This window comes from Streptomyces sp. NPDC093225 (genome assembly GCF_044753805.1).
Classification (GTDB): domain Bacteria; phylum Actinomycetota; class Actinomycetes; order Streptomycetales; family Streptomycetaceae; genus Streptomyces.
In genome coordinates, this window is record NZ_JBIVNX010000023.1 from 57,026 (window position 1) to 75,476 (window position 18,451).

General features: G+C 74.7%; 20 protein-coding genes, 1 pseudogene and 1 riboswitch. Of the genes and pseudogenes, 11 read left to right on the top strand and 10 right to left on the bottom strand.

The genetic code is table 11. The features are described 5' to 3' along the window. Positions 1 to 6 precede the first annotated feature (6 nt). The 5 genes from ACIQCH_RS21525 (at position 7) to ACIQCH_RS21545 (ending at position 2,535) form a co-directional block, all read left to right on the top strand. Complete coding sequence (locus tag ACIQCH_RS21525; RefSeq protein WP_402583104.1) at positions 7 to 381, top strand: gas vesicle protein GvpG; 375 nt, start codon at positions 7 to 9, stop codon at positions 379 to 381. Next, complete coding sequence (locus ACIQCH_RS21530; RefSeq protein WP_402583106.1) at positions 374 to 859, top strand: gas vesicle protein; 486 nt, start codon at positions 374 to 376, stop codon at positions 857 to 859. The genes ACIQCH_RS21525 and ACIQCH_RS21530 overlap by 8 nt, the downstream gene beginning before the upstream one ends. Further along, positions 856 to 1,827, top strand: coding sequence for a GvpL/GvpF family gas vesicle protein (locus ACIQCH_RS21535; protein WP_402583108.1), 972 nt, complete (start codon positions 856 to 858; stop codon positions 1,825 to 1,827). The genes ACIQCH_RS21530 and ACIQCH_RS21535 overlap by 4 nt, the downstream gene beginning before the upstream one ends. Continuing rightward, complete coding sequence (locus tag ACIQCH_RS21540) at positions 1,824 to 2,042, top strand: gas vesicle protein (protein WP_402583110.1); 219 nt, start codon at positions 1,824 to 1,826, stop codon at positions 2,040 to 2,042. Before ACIQCH_RS21535 ends, ACIQCH_RS21540 begins: the two co-directional genes overlap by 4 nt. A gap of 94 nt (positions 2,043 to 2,136) precedes the next feature. Then, positions 2,137 to 2,535, top strand: coding sequence for a gas vesicle protein K (locus ACIQCH_RS21545; RefSeq protein ID WP_402583112.1), 399 nt, complete (start codon positions 2,137 to 2,139; stop codon positions 2,533 to 2,535). A gap of 66 nt (positions 2,536 to 2,601) precedes the next feature. On the opposite strand, the gene ACIQCH_RS21550 is transcribed toward ACIQCH_RS21545, so the two are convergent. From ACIQCH_RS21550 to ACIQCH_RS21560, 3 genes are all read right to left on the bottom strand, one after another. Next, the gene (locus ACIQCH_RS21550; RefSeq protein ID WP_402583114.1) at positions 2,602 to 2,988 is read right to left on the bottom strand and encodes a helix-turn-helix transcriptional regulator; all 387 of its coding nucleotides are present in this window, start codon (positions 2,986 to 2,988) and stop codon (positions 2,602 to 2,604) included. 173 nt (positions 2,989 to 3,161) lie between these two features. Beyond that, positions 3,162 to 3,479 carry a hypothetical protein gene (locus ACIQCH_RS21555; protein ID WP_402583116.1) on the bottom strand — a complete coding sequence of 106 codons (318 nt, stop codon included), beginning with the start codon at positions 3,477 to 3,479 and terminating at the stop codon, positions 3,162 to 3,164. Then, positions 3,472 to 3,987, bottom strand: a complete 516-nt coding sequence (locus ACIQCH_RS21560; protein WP_402583118.1) for an ATP-binding protein — start codon at positions 3,985 to 3,987, stop codon at positions 3,472 to 3,474. The genes ACIQCH_RS21555 and ACIQCH_RS21560 overlap by 8 nt, the downstream gene beginning before the upstream one ends. A gap of 298 nt (positions 3,988 to 4,285) precedes the next feature. Here ACIQCH_RS21560 and ACIQCH_RS21565 point away from each other — a divergent pair, with 298 nt between their 5' ends. Further along, positions 4,286 to 4,441 (top strand): DUF6131 family protein, encoded by a 156-nt coding sequence (locus tag ACIQCH_RS21565; RefSeq protein WP_402583120.1) that lies wholly within the window; start codon positions 4,286 to 4,288, stop codon positions 4,439 to 4,441. 251 nt (positions 4,442 to 4,692) lie between these two features. Continuing rightward, positions 4,693 to 5,241 (top strand): annotated as a pseudogene (locus tag ACIQCH_RS21570) (DUF6328 family protein); the annotation flags it as partial. A gap of 84 nt (positions 5,242 to 5,325) precedes the next feature. Here ACIQCH_RS21570 and ACIQCH_RS21575 read toward each other — a convergent pair. Then, entirely contained in the window at positions 5,326 to 5,613 is a 288-nt protein-coding gene (locus tag ACIQCH_RS21575) for a hypothetical protein (RefSeq protein WP_402583122.1), read from the bottom strand. Positions 5,614 to 5,980: 367 nt separating this feature from the next. Here ACIQCH_RS21575 and ACIQCH_RS21580 point away from each other — a divergent pair, with 367 nt between their 5' ends. After that, a complete protein-coding gene (locus tag ACIQCH_RS21580; RefSeq protein WP_402583124.1) occupies positions 5,981 to 6,517 on the top strand; it encodes a hemerythrin domain-containing protein in 537 nt (178 codons plus the stop codon). Positions 6,518 to 6,644: 127 nt separating this feature from the next. Continuing rightward, a complete protein-coding gene (locus tag ACIQCH_RS21585) occupies positions 6,645 to 7,610 on the top strand; it encodes an LLM class F420-dependent oxidoreductase (RefSeq protein ID WP_402583126.1) in 966 nt (321 codons plus the stop codon). Positions 7,611 to 7,663: 53 nt separating this feature from the next. On the opposite strand, the gene ACIQCH_RS21590 is transcribed toward ACIQCH_RS21585, so the two are convergent. After that, the gene (locus ACIQCH_RS21590) at positions 7,664 to 8,923 is read right to left on the bottom strand and encodes an SLC13 family permease (RefSeq protein WP_402583128.1); all 1,260 of its coding nucleotides are present in this window, start codon (positions 8,921 to 8,923) and stop codon (positions 7,664 to 7,666) included. A 405-nt stretch (positions 8,924 to 9,328) separates the two neighbouring features. Here ACIQCH_RS21590 and ACIQCH_RS21595 point away from each other — a divergent pair, with 405 nt between their 5' ends. After that, positions 9,329 to 9,901 carry a DUF5709 domain-containing protein gene (locus ACIQCH_RS21595; RefSeq protein WP_402583130.1) on the top strand — a complete coding sequence of 191 codons (573 nt, stop codon included), beginning with the start codon at positions 9,329 to 9,331 and terminating at the stop codon, positions 9,899 to 9,901. 28 nt (positions 9,902 to 9,929) lie between these two features. On the opposite strand, the gene ACIQCH_RS21600 is transcribed toward ACIQCH_RS21595, so the two are convergent. From ACIQCH_RS21600 to ACIQCH_RS21610, 3 genes are all read right to left on the bottom strand, one after another. Further along, positions 9,930 to 11,141, bottom strand: coding sequence for an MBL fold metallo-hydrolase (locus ACIQCH_RS21600; protein WP_402583132.1), 1,212 nt, complete (start codon positions 11,139 to 11,141; stop codon positions 9,930 to 9,932). Positions 11,142 to 11,450: 309 nt separating this feature from the next. Beyond that, on the bottom strand, positions 11,451 to 12,263 hold the full coding sequence (locus tag ACIQCH_RS21605) for an SGNH/GDSL hydrolase family protein (protein WP_402583134.1): 813 nt from the start codon (positions 12,261 to 12,263) through the stop codon (positions 11,451 to 11,453). 194 nt (positions 12,264 to 12,457) lie between these two features. Then, complete coding sequence (locus tag ACIQCH_RS21610; protein ID WP_402583136.1) at positions 12,458 to 13,444, bottom strand: LysM peptidoglycan-binding domain-containing M23 family metallopeptidase; 987 nt, start codon at positions 13,442 to 13,444, stop codon at positions 12,458 to 12,460. Positions 13,445 to 13,448: 4 nt separating this feature from the next. Further along, a riboswitch (cyclic di-AMP (ydaO/yuaA leader) is annotated at positions 13,449 to 13,653 on the bottom strand. A 306-nt stretch (positions 13,654 to 13,959) separates the two neighbouring features. Between ACIQCH_RS21610 and ACIQCH_RS21615 the strand changes: the two genes are divergently transcribed. Beyond that, positions 13,960 to 14,763: a tyrosine-protein phosphatase gene (locus ACIQCH_RS21615; protein WP_402583138.1), complete on the top strand. Its 804-nt coding sequence runs from the start codon at positions 13,960 to 13,962 to the stop codon at positions 14,761 to 14,763. Positions 14,764 to 14,875: 112 nt separating this feature from the next. Here the strand turns inward: ACIQCH_RS21615 and ACIQCH_RS21620 are convergent, their stop codons facing one another. Together ACIQCH_RS21620 and dxs are read right to left on the bottom strand one after the other, a co-directional pair. Then, positions 14,876 to 16,363, bottom strand: a complete 1,488-nt coding sequence (locus ACIQCH_RS21620; protein WP_402583140.1) for an aspartate aminotransferase family protein — start codon at positions 16,361 to 16,363, stop codon at positions 14,876 to 14,878. Continuing rightward, on the bottom strand, positions 16,360 to 18,354 hold the full coding sequence (dxs, locus tag ACIQCH_RS21625) for a 1-deoxy-D-xylulose-5-phosphate synthase (RefSeq protein WP_402583142.1): 1,995 nt from the start codon (positions 18,352 to 18,354) through the stop codon (positions 16,360 to 16,362). The genes ACIQCH_RS21620 and dxs overlap by 4 nt, the downstream gene beginning before the upstream one ends. Positions 18,355 to 18,451 lie beyond the last annotated feature (97 nt).

The window sequence follows — 18,451 nt, forward strand, 5'->3', positions numbered from 1 at the left end:
AGAGCCATGGGACTGCTGACGGGACTGCTGGGCGCGCCGCTGGCGCCGGTGCGGGCCGTCGTGTGGGTGGCGCAGCAGGTCGCGGAGCAGGCGGAACGCGAGTTCTACGACCCGGCCCCGGTGTGGGCCGCGCTGGCGGACCTCGACCGGCAGCTCCGGTCCGGAGAGATCGACGACGCCGAGTTCGAGCGCCGGGAGGGGGAGCTCCTCGACCGCCTCGACGAGATCGCGCGGTTCCGGCAGGAACCCGGGGAGCCTGGTGCGTTCGAAGAGGCCCGAGAGAGCACGGAGGCTCCCGAGGCCGCAGAGCTCGAGGAAGCCGGTGAGCCCGAGGAGACCGAGGAGGCCGCTGAGCCCGAGGAGGCTGGTGAGCATGACTGATCCGATGTTCGGCCGTCCGTCGCCCGCCGTGCCGTCCCGTGCCTCGAGCCCGGTGGCCGGCTACGCCCCGAGCTCGTCGGCCAGCCTGGTCGACGTCCTCGAACGGGTCCTGGACAAGGGCATCGTCATCGCCGGCGACATCCGCATCAACCTGCTCGACATCGAGCTGCTGACCATCAAACTGCGGCTCCTGATCGCCTCGGTGGACAAGGCCAAGGAGATGGGCATCGACTGGTGGGAGCACGACCGGGAGCTGTCCCCCGGCCGCTACGACGGGGACCGCGCCGAGGGCTCCGACGGCGGCCGCGCGCGCGGCCGCGAACGGCTGGAGGAGGAGAACAGCCGGCTGCGCGCGGAGGTCGAGGCCTTGCGGCGGTCACGTCCTGCGGTCGGCCCGGCCGAGGACACCGACCAGGGCCTCCCGTGGGAGGACACCGCCCGTGACCGCGCCGGGCCGGGGCGGAGGGCCGCGCCGTGAACCGGGACCGGGCGCCGGGGCCCGAACCGGGACCGGACACCCTCACGTACGTCTATGCCGTGGTCGCACCGGCGTCGGGGCTCGAGCGGGTGACCGCCGGCCTCCGAGGGGTCGGCGACGCGCCCGTGGTGCTGCTGGCCGGTCCGCGCGCCGACGGCGCGACCGTCGATGACGGACCGTCCGCTCCGGTGTTCGTGGGCAGTCGGGTCCCGTGCGACGCGTGGCAGGAGGCCGCCCTGACCACCCGGTTCGAGGACCTCGCCTGGCTCGAGGCCACTGCCCGGGCCCACCACCACGTGGTCCAGGCCCTGGCAGCGCACACCACCGTCCTCCCGCTGCGGCTGGCCACGCTCTACCAGGACGACGAGCGGGCCCTGGCGGCGCTGGACGAACAGCGCGGGACCTTCGCCGCCGGGCTCGCCCGGCTGGCCGGGCACACGGAGTACGGCGTCAAGGTCTACCTCCGGCCGGAGGTCGACGCCCCCGCCCCCGACGCGGTACGTCCCGCCTCCTCGGCCCCCGCCGCTCCCGCCCCCGGCACCGTCGGCCGAGCTTCGGCGACGAGCCCGGGCAAGGCCTACCTGAGGGCGCGCAGGGCCGACCGCCTCGCGCGCGAGGAGCACCGGCGGCAGGCGGGCCTCGCGGCCGAGCGCATCGCGGCCGCGGCGGGCCGGCACGCGGCCGGCGTCGTACGGCACCCCGCCCAGACGGGCCCCCTCACCCGCGCGGAGACCGGCGAGAACGTCCTCAACGAGGCCTACCTCGTCCCCGACGACCGGGCCGCGGAGTTCCGGGCCGCGGTCGGTGCGGCGGGCGGTGACCTGCCGGCCGTCCGCGTCGAGGTCACCGGCCCCTGGGCGCCGTACTCCTTCGCCGCACCCGGTCCGGGTCCCGGACCGGCACCCGATCCGGCGCCCCGGCCGGCGTCCGAGCCCGATCCGAGCAGAGACCGGGACCCGGGGCCATGACGCCCGTCCCGCCCGACGAGCGGCTGCCCGAGCGCCCCGTCGCCCTCGTCGACCTCCTGGACCGCCTCCTGGCCACCGGGGTCGTCATCGTCGGCGACGTCGTGCTCTGCGTCGCGGACATCGACCTGGTCCGCATCTCCCTGCGCGCCCTGGTCACATCGGTGAGCAGCACCATGGAGCCGCACCCCCGACCGGTGGCCGGCCGTGACCGCTGACCGCGGAACGCGCCCGCCTCCCGCCCACCGCGCGGGCGGTGACCCCGCGCCCGGCCGCGCCCGACCCCGCCCGGCCCGACCCGGCCCGGACGACGTGACCGACACGATGGCGACGGCGTTCCGACTCCTGGGCGCCTCCCCCTTCGAGCCCTCCGGTCCGCACGCCGCCGACCCGGCCGCCGACCGGGACCGGGCCGCGTCCCCCGCCCGGCGGGTCCGGACCGACCACGAGACGGTCGGCGAGGACCTGCTCAGACTCGTGCTCACCGTCGTCGAGCTGCTGCGCCAGCTCATCGAGCGCCAGGCCCTGCGGCGCGTCGAGGCCGGCGGCCTCACGGACGAGCAGGAGGAGGAACTCGGCGCCACGCTGCTCGCCCTGCACGAGCACATGACCCGGCTGTGCGCGGAGCACGGCTTCGCCCTCGAGGACCTCAACCTCGACCTCGGCCCGCTCGGCACCCTGCTCCCCCAAGAGGGCGGGTCGGGCGGCTGACCGTACGACGGGCACGACCCGTGCGCACCCCACGAGCCGCGCGGACCCCGTCGGGCCCCCGGACGGTCACGTCCTCAGCGTCGTGCTCGGCGGTACGCCGTACGCCCGCCGGTGGGCGGCGGCGAACCGGCCCATGTGCGTGAAGCCCCAGCGTGTGTCCGCCTCCTTCAACTCCACGTGCGCGTGGTCGAGTCGGACCCTCCGCGCGTACTCCAACGGGGTCGTCCCCAGGTGCCGCCGGAAGGCGTACTGGACCGCACGGGGCGTGACGCAGGCCGCGGCGGCGACGTGGGCGAGGGTGATCTCGTGCCGGGCGTTGCCCTCGTTGAAGGCCTTCGCCCTGCGCAGCGTCTCGGGACCGGCGTCCCGGGTGTCGGCCGCCAGCGGGTCGGTGTCGAGGTCGTTCGGGAACACCGTGAGGGCGGTGGCCGCGAGGAGCGCCCGTCGAGGCAAGACGTCTCCGGTCGCGAGCCGCTCCTGCCCGGTCCCGCTGCGCAGGTCGGCGCGGCCCGCGTACAGGCAGCTGACCGCGAGGGCCGCGGGTCGTCGTCGCCTCCGCCTTCGTCCACGAGGCGGCTACCCCGGCCGGCGGCATCCAGTCGGCGCCGCCCGCGACGTGCGAGTCGTCATCCGGACGCCTCCCTGGCCAGGGCGAGGGCGAGCTGCTGGAGGATCTCCTCGCTGGTCACCGGGGGGTCGTTGTCGTCGTGGGCGTCGGCCAGCGCGTCGAAGGCGAGCAGGAAGCCGGTGACCAGGCCGCTGAGCGGCTCCGAGAGCTGCTCCAGGACCGCGCACCCGGCCTCCTCCGCGGTGGCACCCACGGGGACCTGGAACTGCTTGGGGATGGCCTCCTCCAGGAGGCCGGACACGAACTCCGTGCCGGAGCCCGACCTGGCGGCGGTGAGGGCGGCGATCGCCGTGAGCTCGACCTCGTTCTCATCCATGGGCCTGCTGCTTCCTGTCGTCGGTGGGGTGGGCCGCCGCCAGCGCCGGGGGCTGCGCCCCGGCGGGCCCGGCCGTCGCGGGCCTCCCGGTCTCGGACGCCGCCGTCCCCGCGCTCGCGGGCCCGATCGGGTCCGGGCCGGTCCCGGTGCGCGCGGCGACCACGACCGAGATCGTCTTCCCGCCGCTCCGGATCGCGGTCGTCACCCGCTCCGCGATCCGGTTGATCACGGCCCAACCGAACCTCCCGGGCTCGTCGCTCCGACTCGGCCGCTCCACGGGCTGTTCGGGAGAGTCGTCGGAGACCTCGATCTCGACCGTGGGCGGCCGGCACGTCACGCGCAGGGCGGTGGCCCCGCCCGCGTGCCGCCGTGCGTTGGCGACCAGTTCGGTGACCACGAGGAGCGCGTCCCCGGTGTCCGCTTCCGAGACGCCGCGGGCCGCGAGCACGGTCCGGGTGACGTCCCTGGCCCGCTCGCACGTCAGGCTGTCGCCGACCCGCGGTGCCATGCCGTCGCCTCCCTCCGCGCTGCGCTTCCCTTCGTGGTGTGCCACGCCTCGTAGGCGTCTGTCCTCCCGTGGTCCGCCCGAAACCGGGAGGGCCCCCTCGGCCGGTCCCACCCCGTTCGTACGGTGGACGGAGCGCCCGGCGTGCTTCGTTCGGCGGGCTGCGGATCTGCGGGCCGCCGACGCCCTCGCGCCGGCCACGCCGCCCACCCGTCGGAGTCGGTTCGGCATCCCGCGCATACCCGGGCCGATCGGTGGTAGACGCGCCCTGTTCCCCGTTCGAGAGGGGCCGGAGGTACTCATGATCATCTTGGGCGTGATTCTGTTGATCGTCGGTTTCGTCACCGGGATTTCCTTCCTGTGGACGATCGGCGTGATCCTGGCCGTGATCGGCTTGGTGCTGTGGCTGCTGGGCGCGGTCGGGCACGCGGTGGGAGGCCGTACGCACTACTGGTGAGGCCTACGGCCTGCCGACGAGTCGGGAGCGGGCGCCCCCGGCGGACCGAGAGGTCCCGCCGGGGGCGCCGCGCGCTAGCCACGGGCTCCGGCGCCGATTGCCGGGGGCCGAAGGGGTGTCCGCGACCTTCCGAGGAGGACCCCATGGCCAACGCACCGTTCGAGAGGACCACTCCGACGGCCGCAGGCGGTTCGGACGCGCCGCCCCCGGTCCGGCCCGCCCCGGCACAGGCGGCCCCGCCGCCGGCGGCGCACGCGCCGGCGGCCGCACCGGGCCCACCCGCCTCCGGGCCGACCGCGCCGGCCGTCGTGCCCGAGGCCGCGCGGGAGCGGGTGAACCGCCGGTGGGCCGAGATCCTCCAGGAGACCCGGGTCGCGCAGACGGGCGGCCAGATCCTCTTCGGACTGCTCCTGAGCATCGCCTTCACGGCGCGTTTCCAGACCCTGAGCGGGTTCGAGTACGGGCTCTAGGTCGTCACCGTCGTGCTCGGGGCCTCGTCGACGGCCGCGCTCATCGCCCCGGTGTCCCTCCACCGCTGCCTGCGCGGCCTGCGGCGCAAGCACGAGGTGGTGGAGACCGCCGGCCGCATGATGGCCTGCGGCATCCTGCTGCTGGCCCTGACCATCGCCTGCACGCTGCTGCTCATCCTCGACCTCGTGCTGCCGCACCCCCTCGCGCCGGTCATCGTCGGCGCCGTGATGCTCTGGTTCGCCCTGTGCTGGTACCTGACCCCGCTCCGGCTGCGCCGGAGGGCGAACCACCGCTCCTCCGCTCTGCCTTCCGACTCCACCGCGACCTGAGGCCTGTCGACGCGGACACGGACGGCCCCTGCTCGGCGAGGGCGCTGGTCGGTCCTCGGCCGGGCAGGGGCCTGATCGACGGTTCTAGGTGACGCCCTCGCCCCGTCGGCGGGCGGACCGCTGCTGGGCCCGGGGGCTGGGGCTGAGGGCGTCCCCACCGGGCTCGGCCTTCTCGGCTCCTCGCCCCGCCCGGTCCGCCCCGCGTCCGCCCTCGTCCGCCGTACGCCCGGCGCCCGTGTCCCCCGCCTCGTCGGCGGGCCCGCGACGCCCGCGCTCCGGCACGGGCCCGGCATGGGGCCGCCTGCGCCGGTCCTGCGGGGTGTCCTCGTGGAGGGGCGCACCGCCCGCTCCGCCCTGGGGTACGTCGTCCATCTCACCGCTCCTCTCCCTTGGGGGTCGCGCGCCGGCCGGCGCGCGGGGCCGGGGGGCTCCCGTGCGACCAGCACAGCACGGCGCGGCGCCGTACGCACACGTCGGCGTACGCCACAGCGCATCCTCCCGCCGCGTCTGCCCCGCCGCGCACCGACCAACCCGGCCCGCACGCGCCCGCACGCCCGAGGAGCCCTCCCGGTCCCGCGGACCGACGACGAAGGCGCCCGGCGGCCCCTGCTCCGGCCGGCCGCCGGCCCGCCGGGGCCCGCCCGGGGCATGTCCGGGGCCGCGCCGGGCACCCGCGGGCCGACGGGCACCGGCCGGAGCGACCAGGAGCCACCCGGAGCACCGAGGACAGGAGCGAGCCATGTCCACCGACGCGATCGTGATGCTGAAGGACGACCACAAGCGGATCCGCAGGCTGATCCGGGCCTACCGGTCGGCGGACGGCGGACGGGCCGCCCCGGCCGGCGCCGGGCACACCGCCGCCGACCCGCGTGCCGGGGGCGGGGACGTGGAGGAGTTCCTGCACCTGCTGACCGTCCACACGTTCATCGAGGAGGAGGTCATGTACCCGCGCGTGCGCCGTCTGGTCCCGGAGACCGGGGCCAGCGTGCTGGAGTTCCACGAGGAGCACCACGTGGCGCACGTACTGGCGCGCGAGCTCAGCGGAATGGACCCGAACGACGAGGAGTACGGCGCCAAGCTGCGGGTGCTGATGGCGACCGTCGAACGGCACATGGAGGCGGAGGAGGGCGTGTGGTTCCCGCAGGTGCGCACGGCCGTGGGCCGCAAGGACCTGCAGGCGATCGGCGCCCGCATGGCCGAGGTCCGGGACCTGGCGCCGCAGGAGCCGCACCAGCCGCTGCTGCGCAAGGTCGCCGACGCGCTCACCGCGCCCTGATCCCGCGCCTCGGGTCCCGGGACGGCCTCCGGTCCCGGGACGGCCTCGGGTTCCGGGACAAGGGGTTCGGCCGTACGGAGTTCCGGCACCCGGGTTTCGGCACGCCGGACGCGGCAAGCCGCGGAGCATGGTGCGCATCGGGTACACGATGATGACCGAGCAGTCCGGCCCGCGCGAGCTGGTCGACGACGTGGTGGGCGCGGAGCGGGCGGGCTTCGACTTCTCCGTGATCTCGGACCACTCCTTCCCCTGGCTGGACTCCCAGGGCCACGCCCCCTACGCGTGGAGCGTGCTGGGCGCCGCCGCCCGGGCCACCGACCGGATCCCGCTGATGACGTACGTGACGTGCCCGTCGGTGCGCTACCACCCGGCGGTGGTGGCGCAGAAGGCCGCCACCGTCCAGTTGCTGTCCGGCGGCCGGTTCCGGCTCGGACTGGGCTCCGGCGAGAACCTGAACGAGCACGTCGTCGGGGCCGGTTGGCCCGCCGCCCACGTGCGGCTGGAGATGTTGGAGGAGGCGGTCGGGATCATCCGCGCGCTCTTCGACGGCGGCCTCGTCAGCCACCACGGCCCGCACTTCGACGTCGAGAACGCCCGGCTGTGGGACCTCCCCGACGAGCCGCCGCCCCTCGGGATCGCCGTCTCCGGGGACCGGTCGTGCGCGATCGCGGGCCGGTACGCGGACCTGCTCGTCGCCGTCGAACCGGACCGCCGGCTGGTGGCCGCGTTCGGCGAGCACGGCGGCGCCGGCAAGCCGTGCGTGGGGCAGCTGCCGGTCTGCTACGACCCCGACCGCGAGGCCGCCGTGGCGCGGGCGCACGACCAGTTCCGCTGGGCCCTGGGAGGCTGGGAGGTCAACGCCGAGCTGCCGGGTACGGCGGCCTTCGCCGCGGCGACCCGCCACACCCGCCCCGCCGACGTGGCCGCGGCCATCCCCTGCGGCGCCGACGTGGACGCGGTGGTCGAGGCGGTACGGTCGTACGCCGACGCCGGGTTCACGGAGGTCGCGCTGGTCCAGATCGGCGGCGACCACCAGAAGCCGTTCCTCGACTGGGCAGCCGCCGAACTGCTCCCCGCCCTGCACGGCCTGTAGGCCGAGGCCCGCGGAGCGCGGTCCGGTCTGATCCGCAGGGGCACGCGGGGTGGTCAGGTGCCGAAGAGGCCCAGGGACGCCCACAGGGCCAGTGTCGAGGCGAGCAGTGCGGCCGGGACGGTGAGCAGGCCCAGGACGGTGAACTCCCGCAGCTCGACGCCGTGGTCGTGCTGGTGGGCGATGCGCCGCCACAGGAGGGTGGCCAGGGAGCCGGCGTAGGTGAGGTTGGGGCCGATGTTGACGCCCAGGAGGACGGCCAGGACCGCGCCCGGGCCGGCCGGCGCGGCCAGCGGCACGAGGGCCAGCACGGCCGGCAGGTTGTTGATCAGGTTCGCGAGCAGCGCGGCGAGGGCGGCGGTGCCGAGCAGGGCCGGCAGCGACGTCCCGTCGGGGAGGGCGCTGCCCAGGGCGTCGCCGAGGCCGTTGTCGACGACGGCCCGTACGACGATGCCGAGGGCCAGGACGAAGGCGAGGAAGGGCACGGAGGCGGAGCGCACGATCGCGCGCGGCGTCGTGTGCCGCCGGGCGAGGGCCCGTACGGCCATCACGGCCGCACCGGCGGCCGCGGCCCACGCGGGGTCCGTCCCGGTGGCCGAGGCCACCGCGAAGCCGGCCAGCGTCGCCGCCACGGTCACCAGCGCGAAGAGCGGCAGCTCCGGCGGCTCCTCGGCCCCGGCGGGCGCGGTGGGGGCGTCGAGGTCGCCGGCGAAGAAGCGCCGGAAGACGGCGTACTCGACGGCGAGGGCCGCCAGCCAGGGCAGCGCCATCAGCAGGGCGAAGCGGGTGAAGGTCAGGCCGGTGGCGGCGAAGGCCAGCAGGTTCGTCAGGTTCGACACCGGCAGCAGCAGGGACGCCGTGTTGGAGAGGTGGGCGCTGGCGTACACGTGGGGCTTGGGCCGGGTGCCCATGCGGGCGGCGGTGGCGAAGACGACGGGCGTCAGCAGGACCACGGTGGCGTCCAGGCTCAGCACCGCGGTGATCAGGGAGGCGAGGGCGAAGACCGCGCCGAGCAGACGGCGCGGCCGGTGGTGCGCCCAGCGGGCCATCCAGGTGCCGCAGGCGTGGAAGAGGCCCTCGTCGTCGCAGAGCTTGGCGAGGACGAGCACCGCGGCCAGGAACCCGATGACCGGCCCCAGCCGCGCCGCCTCCTCCCGTACCGCGTCCAGGGGCACGGCGCCCGTGGCGACGACGGCCGCGGCGGCGGGTACCGCGAAGGCGGCCTCCGGCCAGCGGAAGGGACGGACGACGGCGCACACCAGCACCACGGCGAGCGCGGCGACGGACAGGAACTCGGACAGCACGTCCCCGATCATCCATGCCGGCCGTGCGCGGAGGTCAGCCAGGGGGTCCCGCACGCGGAGCTCGCCCAGGGGGTCCCGGTCCCCCTCGCGGGGGCACCCGAGGCGCCCGGGCGGAGGCCGGCACGACCGGCCGCGGCGTTCCGGGCCCGGCCACCCGCGGGCCCGGCCCCTGCCCCGGTGTACCGCACGGGCCGCCGGGTAGCCGCGTGCCATGAGCACGAGACGCCAGGTGGACCGGATCGCTCAGCCCTGGGGAGGACGGACCCCCTACCCGCGGCACGAGCCCCGGCCGACGCGCCGCGGCTGGTCCGCGTCGACCCCCGGCCGACCCCCGGTCGCGCAGCGGGCCGCCGTACCTCCGCCAGATGCGCTGGACCAGCACGATGATCAAGAACTTTTGGTGAGGAGACGACGGCCATGAGCGACACCGGAGCACAGGGCGACGGCGTCTACCAGCCCCAGGAGGGGGCGGAGCCCGCCGAAGCGCAGCCGGACATGGAGAACGCCCTCGGCGAGCCGGACCTCGACGCCGTGCTCGACACGGGCTACTCGCCGCCGGACCGGCCCCTGGCGGCGACCCGCCACGGCACCACCGCCGCGGAGCAGCGGACGGGCGAGTCCCTGGACCAGCGGCTCGCGCAGGAGGAGCCCGATCAGACGGGCGAGCCGGGGGCGACGGAGGACGGGACGGGACGGAGGTCGGAGACCGCCCCGGACGACGACCTGGCCACGGACGCCGAAGCCGTCGGGGACATGGGCCGGGCCGCGGAGGGACCCGACGGGGACCCGGGCGAGGACGCCTCCGGGGAACCGGGCGGCGACGCCTCCACCGCGGGCCGGGCACGGGCCGGCCGGATCGCCCCGGCCGACGAGTCGTTCCCGGCCCGCCACATCTCCGTACTGGCCCACGACACCGGCGTCGACGGCGGCGCCGCCTCGGCCGAGGAGGCCGCCGTCCACGTACTCGAGGACGGCACGCCCGAGGACTGACCCCGACCGGCGCCCGGCGGCCCGCCGTTCAGCGGTCGCCGGCGAGGTCCAGGTCGGGCTCGGTGGGCTCGGCGGTTGCCGCGGGGGCTTCGGCCGGTGCGGGCGCGGGTGCGGGGTGGCGCCAGGGGCTGGCGAGGGGGGCGGCGACGGGACGCCACCAGGGGTCCACGGGCACCTTGCCGGCGGGCTCGAAGGGCTCGCCCGGGCGCGGGGCGGCCACCGCCTGGCCGGCTTCGGCGCCGGCGTCCGCGGACCACTCGCCCGGCTCCGCCCACGCGTGCGGGGCCAGGTTGAAGGTGCCCCAGTGGATCGGGAGCAGGACGCCGTGCGGGCGCCCGCCCTGGAGGTCGAGGTGGGCGCGCATGCCCTCGGCCGGCGTCATGTGGATGTCCGGCCACCACTCGCTGTACGCACCGATCTGGATCATCGTGGCGTCGAAGGGGCCGTGCTCGGCGCCGATGTCCCGGAAGCCGGGGAAGTAGCCGGTGTCGCCGCTGTGGTAGACGCGGTGCTCGGGGCCGGCGACCACCCAGGACGCCCAGAGGGTGTGCTGGGTGTTGCGCAGGCCCCGGCCGCAGAAGTGGCGGGCCGGGGTGGCCGTCAGCGACAACCCGGCGATCTTGGTGGTCTCGTTCCAGTCCAGCTCGCGGATCCGGTCCGCGGACACGCCCCAGTGCTCCAGGTGCGCGCCGACGCCCAGCGGCACGGCGAAGACCGTGTCGGTGGCGGCCAGCGCCTTGATCGTCGGCAGGTCGAGGTGGTCGTAGTGGTCGTGGGAGATCACGACCACGTCCACCGGACCGAGGGCGGCCAGCGGTACGGGCACGGGGTGCAGGCGCTTGGGGCCCGCGAACGGGAACGGGGAGCACCGATCGCCCCAGACCGGGTCGAAGAGCACCCGGCGCCCGTCGATCTCCGTGAGCACGCTCGAGTGGCCCATCCAGGTCAGCCGCAGGCCGGAGGCCGGAGGCCGGGCGATGTCGGCGAGGGTCGTCGGGTGGACCGGGATCGGTGCCTTCGGGGCGCGCCGGACCCGTTCCTCCTTGCGGAAGTAGACCTTGGCGAACTCCAGCATGGAGCCGGAGGGGCCGCGCCGGGCCCCGAGCGGGTTCTGGAAGACGCCGTCGGCGAAGTTCGGCGAGCGGCGGATGCGCTCCATCCGTTCGCCGGACGGATCCGCGCCGAAGGCCTCGGGCCGCAGTGCGCGCAGCCCTGCTCGCAGGGAACGTGAGCCGGACAAGGCGCCTCCTGGGACGGTGGGTGCTGGTGAGAGCGGGTGGACGGGGTGTCTCTGCCCTTCCCAACGCGGGACCCGGCCGAAGGATTCCAGCCGCCGGGAATCCGGTCGTCCGGTTCACCGTGGCCGTTCCCCCCGGCCGGGGCGGTCATGCCGGCCGCCCCGGGCGGCCCGGCACGTTCGCCCGGTCGGAACAGCACGTTTGGCCCGGTCGGGTGGTCGCCCCACCCGGTCCGCACGGACACCGAACCCCACCGGGGCCGGCACCCGACCCCACCGGGGCCGGAACCGAACCCCACGGGACCGACCCCGCTACAGCGGCAGCAGATCCGGGCGCTTGGGCTCCACGTTGTCGCCCGAGGACTCGCCGCGCAGTCGGCGCCCGATCCACGGCACCAGGTGCTCGCGCGCCCACTGGATGTTGTCGCGGGTGACCTCGGCGGAGCCGCGCGGCTGCTCCGGCGGCCAGGGCTGGTCGGGGTCGGCCGGTACGTCCAGCCCGAGGACCTGGGCGGCCCGCAGCGCGACCCGGGTGTGGCCCTCCGGGGACAAGTGGAGCCGGTCGTGGTCCCACGCGCGCCGGTCCTGGACGGACTTGAGCGACCACAGGTCGAGGACCGGGCAGTCGTAACGGTCGGCGATGGCACGGACGTGCGCGGTGTACGTGGCGACCTTGCCGCGCAGGTGGCGCAGGACCGGTACGCCGCGGGTGTCGAAGCCCGTGGTGATCATCACGGTCGGGACGGCGCCCACGAGGTCGGCCACGGCCGCCTCGAAGCGCTCGGCGACCGCGTCGGGGTCGCTGCCCGGCCGGATGATGTCGTTGCCGCCCGCACAGAAGGTGACGAGCTCGGGGGCGAGCCCCTTGGCCCGCGGAAGCTGCTCGGCCACGATCTGGTCGAGGAGCCGGCCGCGGACGGCGAGGTTGGCGTACCGGAACTCGTGCTCGGGGAGCCGGTCGGCCAGGAGTACGGCCAGCCGGTCGGCCCAGCCGACGAAGGCGCCGTCGGGGCCGGGGTCGCCGACGCCCTCGGTGAAGCTGTCGCCGATCGCCGCGTAGGAGCCGATGGGAGGAAGAGGAGTTACGGGTGCCTGATCTGCTGATGGTGTCGAATCGCCTGCCACGGAACGACATCCTTCACCGAAGGATGTGACCTACGCGACCGTAAGGAGGGGTTGACGCAGGGTGATATGGACCACCCGGTCAGTTTGGCCGGAAAGCGTCGCCCGCGACCGGACCCGCCCTCCGGACCGAGCGGCGGCGCCGGCACCCCTCCTCGGTGCCGACCCCGCCGCTCGCCCCCTCCCCGGAACGCGCCTCAGACGTTGACGCCCTTGGCCCTCAGGTAGGCCAGCGGGTCGACGTCCTGGCCGTAGCTGGGACCGGTGCGGATCTCGAAGTGCAGGTGCGGGCCGGTGGAGTTGCCCGTCGAACCCGAGAGGCCGACGACCTCGCCCACGCGCACGGTCTGGCCGGCCGAGACGCTGAGCGACGACAGGTGGCCGTACTGCGAGTAGCGGCCGTCGGCGTGCCGGATGATCACCTCGTTGCCGTAGGCGCCCGCCCAGCCGGCGGAGACCACGGTGCCCGCGCCCACGGCGTGGACGGAGGTGCCGGTGCCGACCGCGAAGTCGATGCCGGTGTGGTAGCCGCTGGACCACATGCTGCCGCCCAGGTGGTACGGGGTGGTGATGGCGGCGCTGACCGGGACGACGAAGCTCGGGGCGGATGCGACGGCGGCCGCGGCTGCGGCGGACGCCGGCGCGGCGGCCGGGCGGGCGGCGGAGCGGCTGGCGGTCTGCGGGGCGGCGGACCGCTGCGCGGCAGCCGGGGCCTTCTTCGGAGCGGCCTGGGCCCCGGTCTTCGACCCGGTACCGGCCTTCGGCGCGGTACCGGCCCCGTGCCCGGCGGGAGACTCCGGTGCAGCGCCCCGGCCGGCCAGGCTGAGCTCCAGACCGGGGTGGATCAGGGACGGGTCGGCGCCGACGGCCCGGCGGTTGTCGGCGTACAGCTTCTGCCAGCCACCCGCCACGTGGTGCTCCGCGGCGATCTCCGAGAGGCAGTCGCCGGGCACGACGGTGTACGTGGACCGGGCCGCGGCCGGAGCCGGAGCCGCAACCGCAGCCGTCACAGCCGCGGGAGCGACGGCCGGAGCAGCGGCGGGAGCAGCGGCCGGAGCCGCGGCGTGGGCGCCCGCGGCGCCGATCAGGGGCAGCGCGAGGGCGGCGCCGCCGGTGCCGGCGGCGGCGAAGCCCCGGGCGAGCGGGCTGGACTTCGGTCGGCGGTGCTTACCCTTTCCGGGCATGGCGAATTCCTCTCCGGCGCCTGCGAGGTGAGCTGTCGGGTTCGGGCTGGAGGTGCCCGGCCGCGTGTGATCGCGACTTCACCCCGAGCCGTCCGGAAGAAGATCCGGAAGCCCGGACGGAGATCCGGAACTCCGGAGAAAGATCCGGAAACGGCGGTGTAACTGGTTCCCCCGCTCCTGCCGGACGAGTGATCGGGTGCGGTCCATCGGGCGGCGGCAGGATTTGGCGTTCCGCCCGGATCGATCGCGACCGTAATCGAGCACCTCGGAGCGGAACAAGCTTCGAATTCCCGAGCGGATTCCCTCCGGTGAATGATCGCCGGAATTCCGGTCACACTCCGTCTATTGCGCAGTCTTAACGGGCCTGCACAGAACGGAATTCAGGCTTCCATACCGGCCACAGACGGTCACCGTATGATCCTGCTCACGAGAGGGGCTCCATCTGCCGCCACATTGCGGTAACTTGACGCCAAGTAGTGCAATTCGGACATCACTCGAGCCGCAAGGAGTCCCTTGTGACCCAGCAGATACCCCAGGCGCCCACGGGCGAGCCGGAGCTGACCGGAGTGCGCAACTTCCGCGACGTGGGCGGCCTTCCGACCGTCGACGGACGACACGTACGTACAGGACTTCTGTACCGAAGCGGACATCTCGCTCATGCCACTGAAAACGATGCGGAATATCTCGCATCACTCGGACTCCACACCATCTTCGATTTCCGCAACGAAGAGGACACCCTCATCGAGGGCCGGGACGTCGAACTCCCCGGCGTCCGCCACGTCAGCATCCCGCTCTCCGACGTCGGCGACGGGAAGGAGTTCTGGGCCACGGTCCGCTCCGAGGACGTGGTCCGGCTGCGCACCGAACTCGGCGACGGCAAGGGCGAGGCCGGGATGGTCGCCTGGTACCGCAGACTCGTGCGCACCCGGACCGCCGAGCACGGCCGCATCGTCCACGCCCTCGCCGAGGACAACGTGCCGGCGCTCATGCACTGCGCGGCCGGCAAGGACCGGGCCGGCCTGTCGATGGCGGTGACCCTGCTCGCCCTCGGCGTGGAACGCGACGCGATCCTGGCGGACTACCTCGAGTCGAACGCCCCGCACCGCCGCTACGTGGTCCGCCCGCGCCCCGGCGTCCCGGCCCGCTCCCCCGAGGTCACGCGGCTGCTGAGCCCCCTGTTCGACGCCCGGGTCGAGTACCTCGAGGGCGCGTTCGGGGCCATCCAGGAGACCTGGGGCGGCGTCGAGGGCTACCTGGCCGAGGGCCTCGGCCTCACCCACGACACCCGCGAGCGGCTGCGCGCCCGCCTGCTGGTCTGAGCGCACCGCGGCCCGCGGCCGCGCCGGGGAGGCGGGTCACCCGCCCTCCCCGGCGTGCTCACCCGGCCGCCGACTCCCCCGCGCGCCCACCCGGCCACTTCCCCGCCCCCCCTCACCGCCCGCCGTTGACCGCCTGCTTCACCAGCATCCGCCCGAACTCCCACATCAGCCCGCCCCCACCGTGCGCCTCGTCCATCACCGCACGGAAGGCGGTCACGAACCGGTCCACGTCCGCCTCGTCGATGACCAGCGGCGGGATCAGCTTGATGACCTCCAGGTGGTCGCCCGAGACCTGGGTCAGGATCCGGTGCTTCTGCAGCAGCGGCGCCACGACCATCTGCGCGAAGAGCCCCTTGCGCGCCGCCTGGAGCATCGTCCACCGGCTGCGCAGCCCCAGCGACGAGGGCCGCCCGAACTCGATGCCGATCATCAGCCCCCGCCCGCGCACCTCGTGCAGCAGCTCGTACGTGTCGACGAGCGCGGCCAGCTTCCCGCGCAGCAGGTCGCCCGTCGCGCGGGCCCGGGCGACGATCCCCTCGTCCTCCATCACCGACAGCACCGCGAGCCCGGCCGCCATGGCCTGCGCGTTGGATCCGAAGCTGGCCGAGTGGACGAGGACCCGGTCCATGGACGAGTAGACCTTCTTGAAGATCCAGTCCTTGCCGAGGGTGGCGCCCACCGGGACGTACCCGCCCGACAGGGCCTTGGCCACGCACACCAGGTCCGGCTCGACGCCCGGCTCGTGCTGGTAGGCGTAGAAGTCACCGGTCCGTCCGAGTCCGGTCTGCACCTCGTCGGCGATCAGCAGCGCCTTGTGCCGGTGCAGCAGCTCCTGGGCCCCGCGCAGGTAGCCGGGCGGCGCGGGGTGGACGCCCTTGCCCTGGATCGGCTCGACGATCAGCGCGGCCACGTCGCCGTGCCGCAGCTCGCGCTCCAGCGCGCCGAGGTCGCCCAGCGGCACCGCCGTGTCGGGCAGCAGCGGGGCGAAGCCGTCGCGGAAGCCGCTCTCGCCGTTGACGGAGAGGGAGCCCGTGGTCAGCCCGTGGAAGGCGTGCGAGCAGTACAGGATCCGCGGCCGGCCGGTGGCGTAGCGGGCGAACTTCAGGGCGGTCTCGACCGCCTCGGTGCCGCTGTTGCCGAAGAAGACCCGGTCGAGGTGGGGGCTGTACGCCAGCAGCCGCTCGGCCAGCAGGCCGGGCAGCGGCTGGCAGTCGAACCGGGTGAGGTCGGCCAGCGAGGCGTCGAGGACGTCGTGCAGGGCCTTGCGCACGACGGGGTGGTGCCGGCCGAGGCCCATCACGCCGAAGCCGGCGAGCATGTCGAGGTGGTCGTTGCCGTCGTCGTCCCAGAAGTGGGCGCCCTCGGCCCGCTCGTAGACCTTGTCGAAGCCGATGGTGTGCAGCATCCGGGGCAGCTGGTGGTTCAGGTACCGGGCGTGCAGCTCGTACCGCTCCGCCCCGCGTTCGGCGAGCAGCCGGCCGAGGTCGAAGCCCTTGCCGGCGCCCGTCGGGCCCTTGCCTGCCCCCGTCGGGCCCGTTCCGACTCCCGGTCCCGGTGCGGCGGCCGGGCCGTGCGGCGTCCCGGTGGGGTCCTGCGTCATGCGCTCCGCTCCTTGTCGTACGCCGTGCCCGACCTGTTGCCGATGCGTTCCAGTGCCTCCGCGATGCGGCCCGCGACCTCGACGGGGGTCAGCCCGAGGTCGGCCAGCACCTCCCCGCGCTTGGCGTGCGCGAGGAACCGCTCCGGGATGCCGTACACGCGCAGCGGTACGTCGACCTCCGCGTCCCGCAGCAGCCGGTCGGCCGCCCAGCCCACGCCCCCGGTGCGGATGCCGTCCTCCACCACCGCGACCATGCGGTGCCGGGCGGCCAACGGGACGAGGGCCGCGTCGAGGGGCTTGACCCAGCGCGGGTCGACGACGGTGCAGCCGATGCCCCGGGCGGCGAGCAGCTCGGCGGCGCCGAGGCAGACCCGGGCCATCGCCCCGGCCGAGACGATCAGCACGTCCTCTCCCGGGGCGGCTCCTCCGGGGCCGTACTCCCCCGGGGCCGGGGCGGCCCCTTCCGGGCCGCGCTCTCCGAGGGTGCCGTCGCGGAGGTCCGCCGGGCGGGCGAGCACGTCCATGCCCCCGGCCCGGTCGACCGCGGCCACGGGCGCGCCCACGGCCTCCTTCGGGAACCGCACCACGGTCGGCGCGTCGGCCACGTCGAGGGCCTCGCGCAGCTGGGCGCGCAGCTGGTCCGCGTCGCGGGGGGCGGCGATCCGCAGACCGGGCACGACCTGGAGGATCGACATGTCCCACATGCCGTTGTGGGAGGGTCCGTCGGTGCCGGTGACGCCGGCGCGGTCCAGGACGAAGGTCACGCCGCACCCGTGCAGCGCGACGTCCATCAGGACCTGGTCGAAGGCGCGGTTGAGGAACGTCGCGTACACGGCGACGACCGGGTGCAGGCCGCCGGCCGCGAGCCCCGCGGCCGACGTGGCCGCGTGCTGCTCGGCGATGCCCACGTCCCAGACCCGGTCCGGGTAGCGGGCGGCGAACTCGGTGAACCCGACCGGGTTCAGCATGGCGGCGGTCACCGCGACCACGTCGGGCCGCTCGGCGCCGATCCGGGCGAGTTCGCTGCCGAAGACCGAGGTCCAGGAGGGGCCCGGACGTTCCAGGGGCTCTCCGGTGCGCGGGTCGATGACGCCGACGGTGTGGAAGCGGTCGGCCTCGTCGGCCAGGGCCGGAGGGCAGCCGCGTCCCTTCTCGGTGAGGCAGTGCACGAGGACCGGGCCCTGGAAGCGCTTGGCGGTGTGCAGGGCCTCCTCGAGGGCGGCGGTGTCGTGGCCGTCGACGGGGCCCAGGTACTTCAGGCCCAGGTCCTCGAGCATGCCCTGTGGGGCGAAGGTGTCCTTGAAGCCCTTCTTGGCGCCGTGGAGGCTGCCGTAGAGCGGCCTGCCCACGACGGGGGTGCGCTCCAGCAGGTCCCGCCCGCGGGCGAGGAACCGCTCGTAGCCCTCACTGGTGCGCAGGGAGGCGAGGTGGTGGGCGAGGCCGCCGATGGTGGGGCTGTAGGAGCGCTCGTTGTCGTTGACCACGATGACGAGGGGGCGGTCCCGGGCGGCGGCGATGTTGTTGAGGGCCTCCCAGGCCATGCCCCCGGTGAGGGCGCCGTCGCCGACGACGGCGACGACGTGACCGCGGCCGCCGCGCAGCTCTCGTGCCTTGACGAGGCCGTCGGCCCAGCCGAGGGCGGTGGAGGCGTGGGAGTTCTCGATGACGTCGTGCTCGGATTCCTCGCGGGACGGATATCCCGAGAGGCCGCCCTTGCCCCGGAGCTTCGAGAAGTCCTGGCGGCCGGTGACGAGTTTGTGTACGTAACTCTGGTGTCCGGTGTCCCAGAGAATGCGGTCGACGGGCGAGTCGAACACCCGGTGCAGTGCGATGGTGAGTTCCACCACGCCGAGATTGGGTCCGAGGTGCCCGCCGGTTCTGGAGACGGCCTGGATCAGGAATTCCCGGATCTCCGCCGCGAGTTCGCCGAGGCGTTCCTCGGGAACCGCCTTGAGATCGTGCGGTCCCCGGATCCCTTCGAGAATCGACATGCTGGGTCCCCCTGTCCGGTTGCGGGAATCCGGTGCTGAACTGTGCTGGGGCTGGAGCTGGAGCTGGAACGAAGACGAGGACGAGGACCGGGGCTGG

What these genes read in the sequence shown, in the direction of transcription:
- ACIQCH_RS21525 (WP_402583104.1), top strand. Translation starts at nt 7, where the DNA reads ATGGGACTGCTGACGGGACTGCTGGGCGCGCCGCTGGCGCCGGTGCGG.
- ACIQCH_RS21530 (WP_402583106.1), top strand. Translation starts at nt 374, where the DNA reads ATGACTGATCCGATGTTCGGCCGTCCGTCGCCCGCCGTGCCGTCCCGT.
- ACIQCH_RS21540 (WP_402583110.1), top strand. Translation starts at nt 1,824, where the DNA reads ATGACGCCCGTCCCGCCCGACGAGCGGCTGCCCGAGCGCCCCGTCGCC.
- ACIQCH_RS21555 (WP_402583116.1), bottom strand. Translation starts at nt 3,479, where the DNA reads ATGGATGAGAACGAGGTCGAGCTCACGGCGATCGCCGCCCTCACCGCC.
- ACIQCH_RS21560 (WP_402583118.1), bottom strand. Translation starts at nt 3,987, where the DNA reads ATGGCACCGCGGGTCGGCGACAGCCTGACGTGCGAGCGGGCCAGGGAC.
- ACIQCH_RS21565 (WP_402583120.1), top strand. Translation starts at nt 4,286, where the DNA reads ATGATCATCTTGGGCGTGATTCTGTTGATCGTCGGTTTCGTCACCGGG.
- ACIQCH_RS21575 (WP_402583122.1), bottom strand. Translation starts at nt 5,613, where the DNA reads ATGGACGACGTACCCCAGGGCGGAGCGGGCGGTGCGCCCCTCCACGAG.
- ACIQCH_RS21580 (WP_402583124.1), top strand. Translation starts at nt 5,981, where the DNA reads ATGTCCACCGACGCGATCGTGATGCTGAAGGACGACCACAAGCGGATC.
- ACIQCH_RS21585 (WP_402583126.1), top strand. Translation starts at nt 6,645, where the DNA reads ATGGTGCGCATCGGGTACACGATGATGACCGAGCAGTCCGGCCCGCGC.
- ACIQCH_RS21590 (WP_402583128.1), bottom strand. Translation starts at nt 8,923, where the DNA reads ATGATCGGGGACGTGCTGTCCGAGTTCCTGTCCGTCGCCGCGCTCGCC.
- ACIQCH_RS21595 (WP_402583130.1), top strand. Translation starts at nt 9,329, where the DNA reads ATGAGCGACACCGGAGCACAGGGCGACGGCGTCTACCAGCCCCAGGAG.
- ACIQCH_RS21610 (WP_402583136.1), bottom strand. Translation starts at nt 13,444, where the DNA reads ATGCCCGGAAAGGGTAAGCACCGCCGACCGAAGTCCAGCCCGCTCGCC.
- ACIQCH_RS21620 (WP_402583140.1), bottom strand. Translation starts at nt 16,363, where the DNA reads ATGACGCAGGACCCCACCGGGACGCCGCACGGCCCGGCCGCCGCACCG.
- dxs (WP_402583142.1), bottom strand. Translation starts at nt 18,354, where the DNA reads ATGTCGATTCTCGAAGGGATCCGGGGACCGCACGATCTCAAGGCGGTT.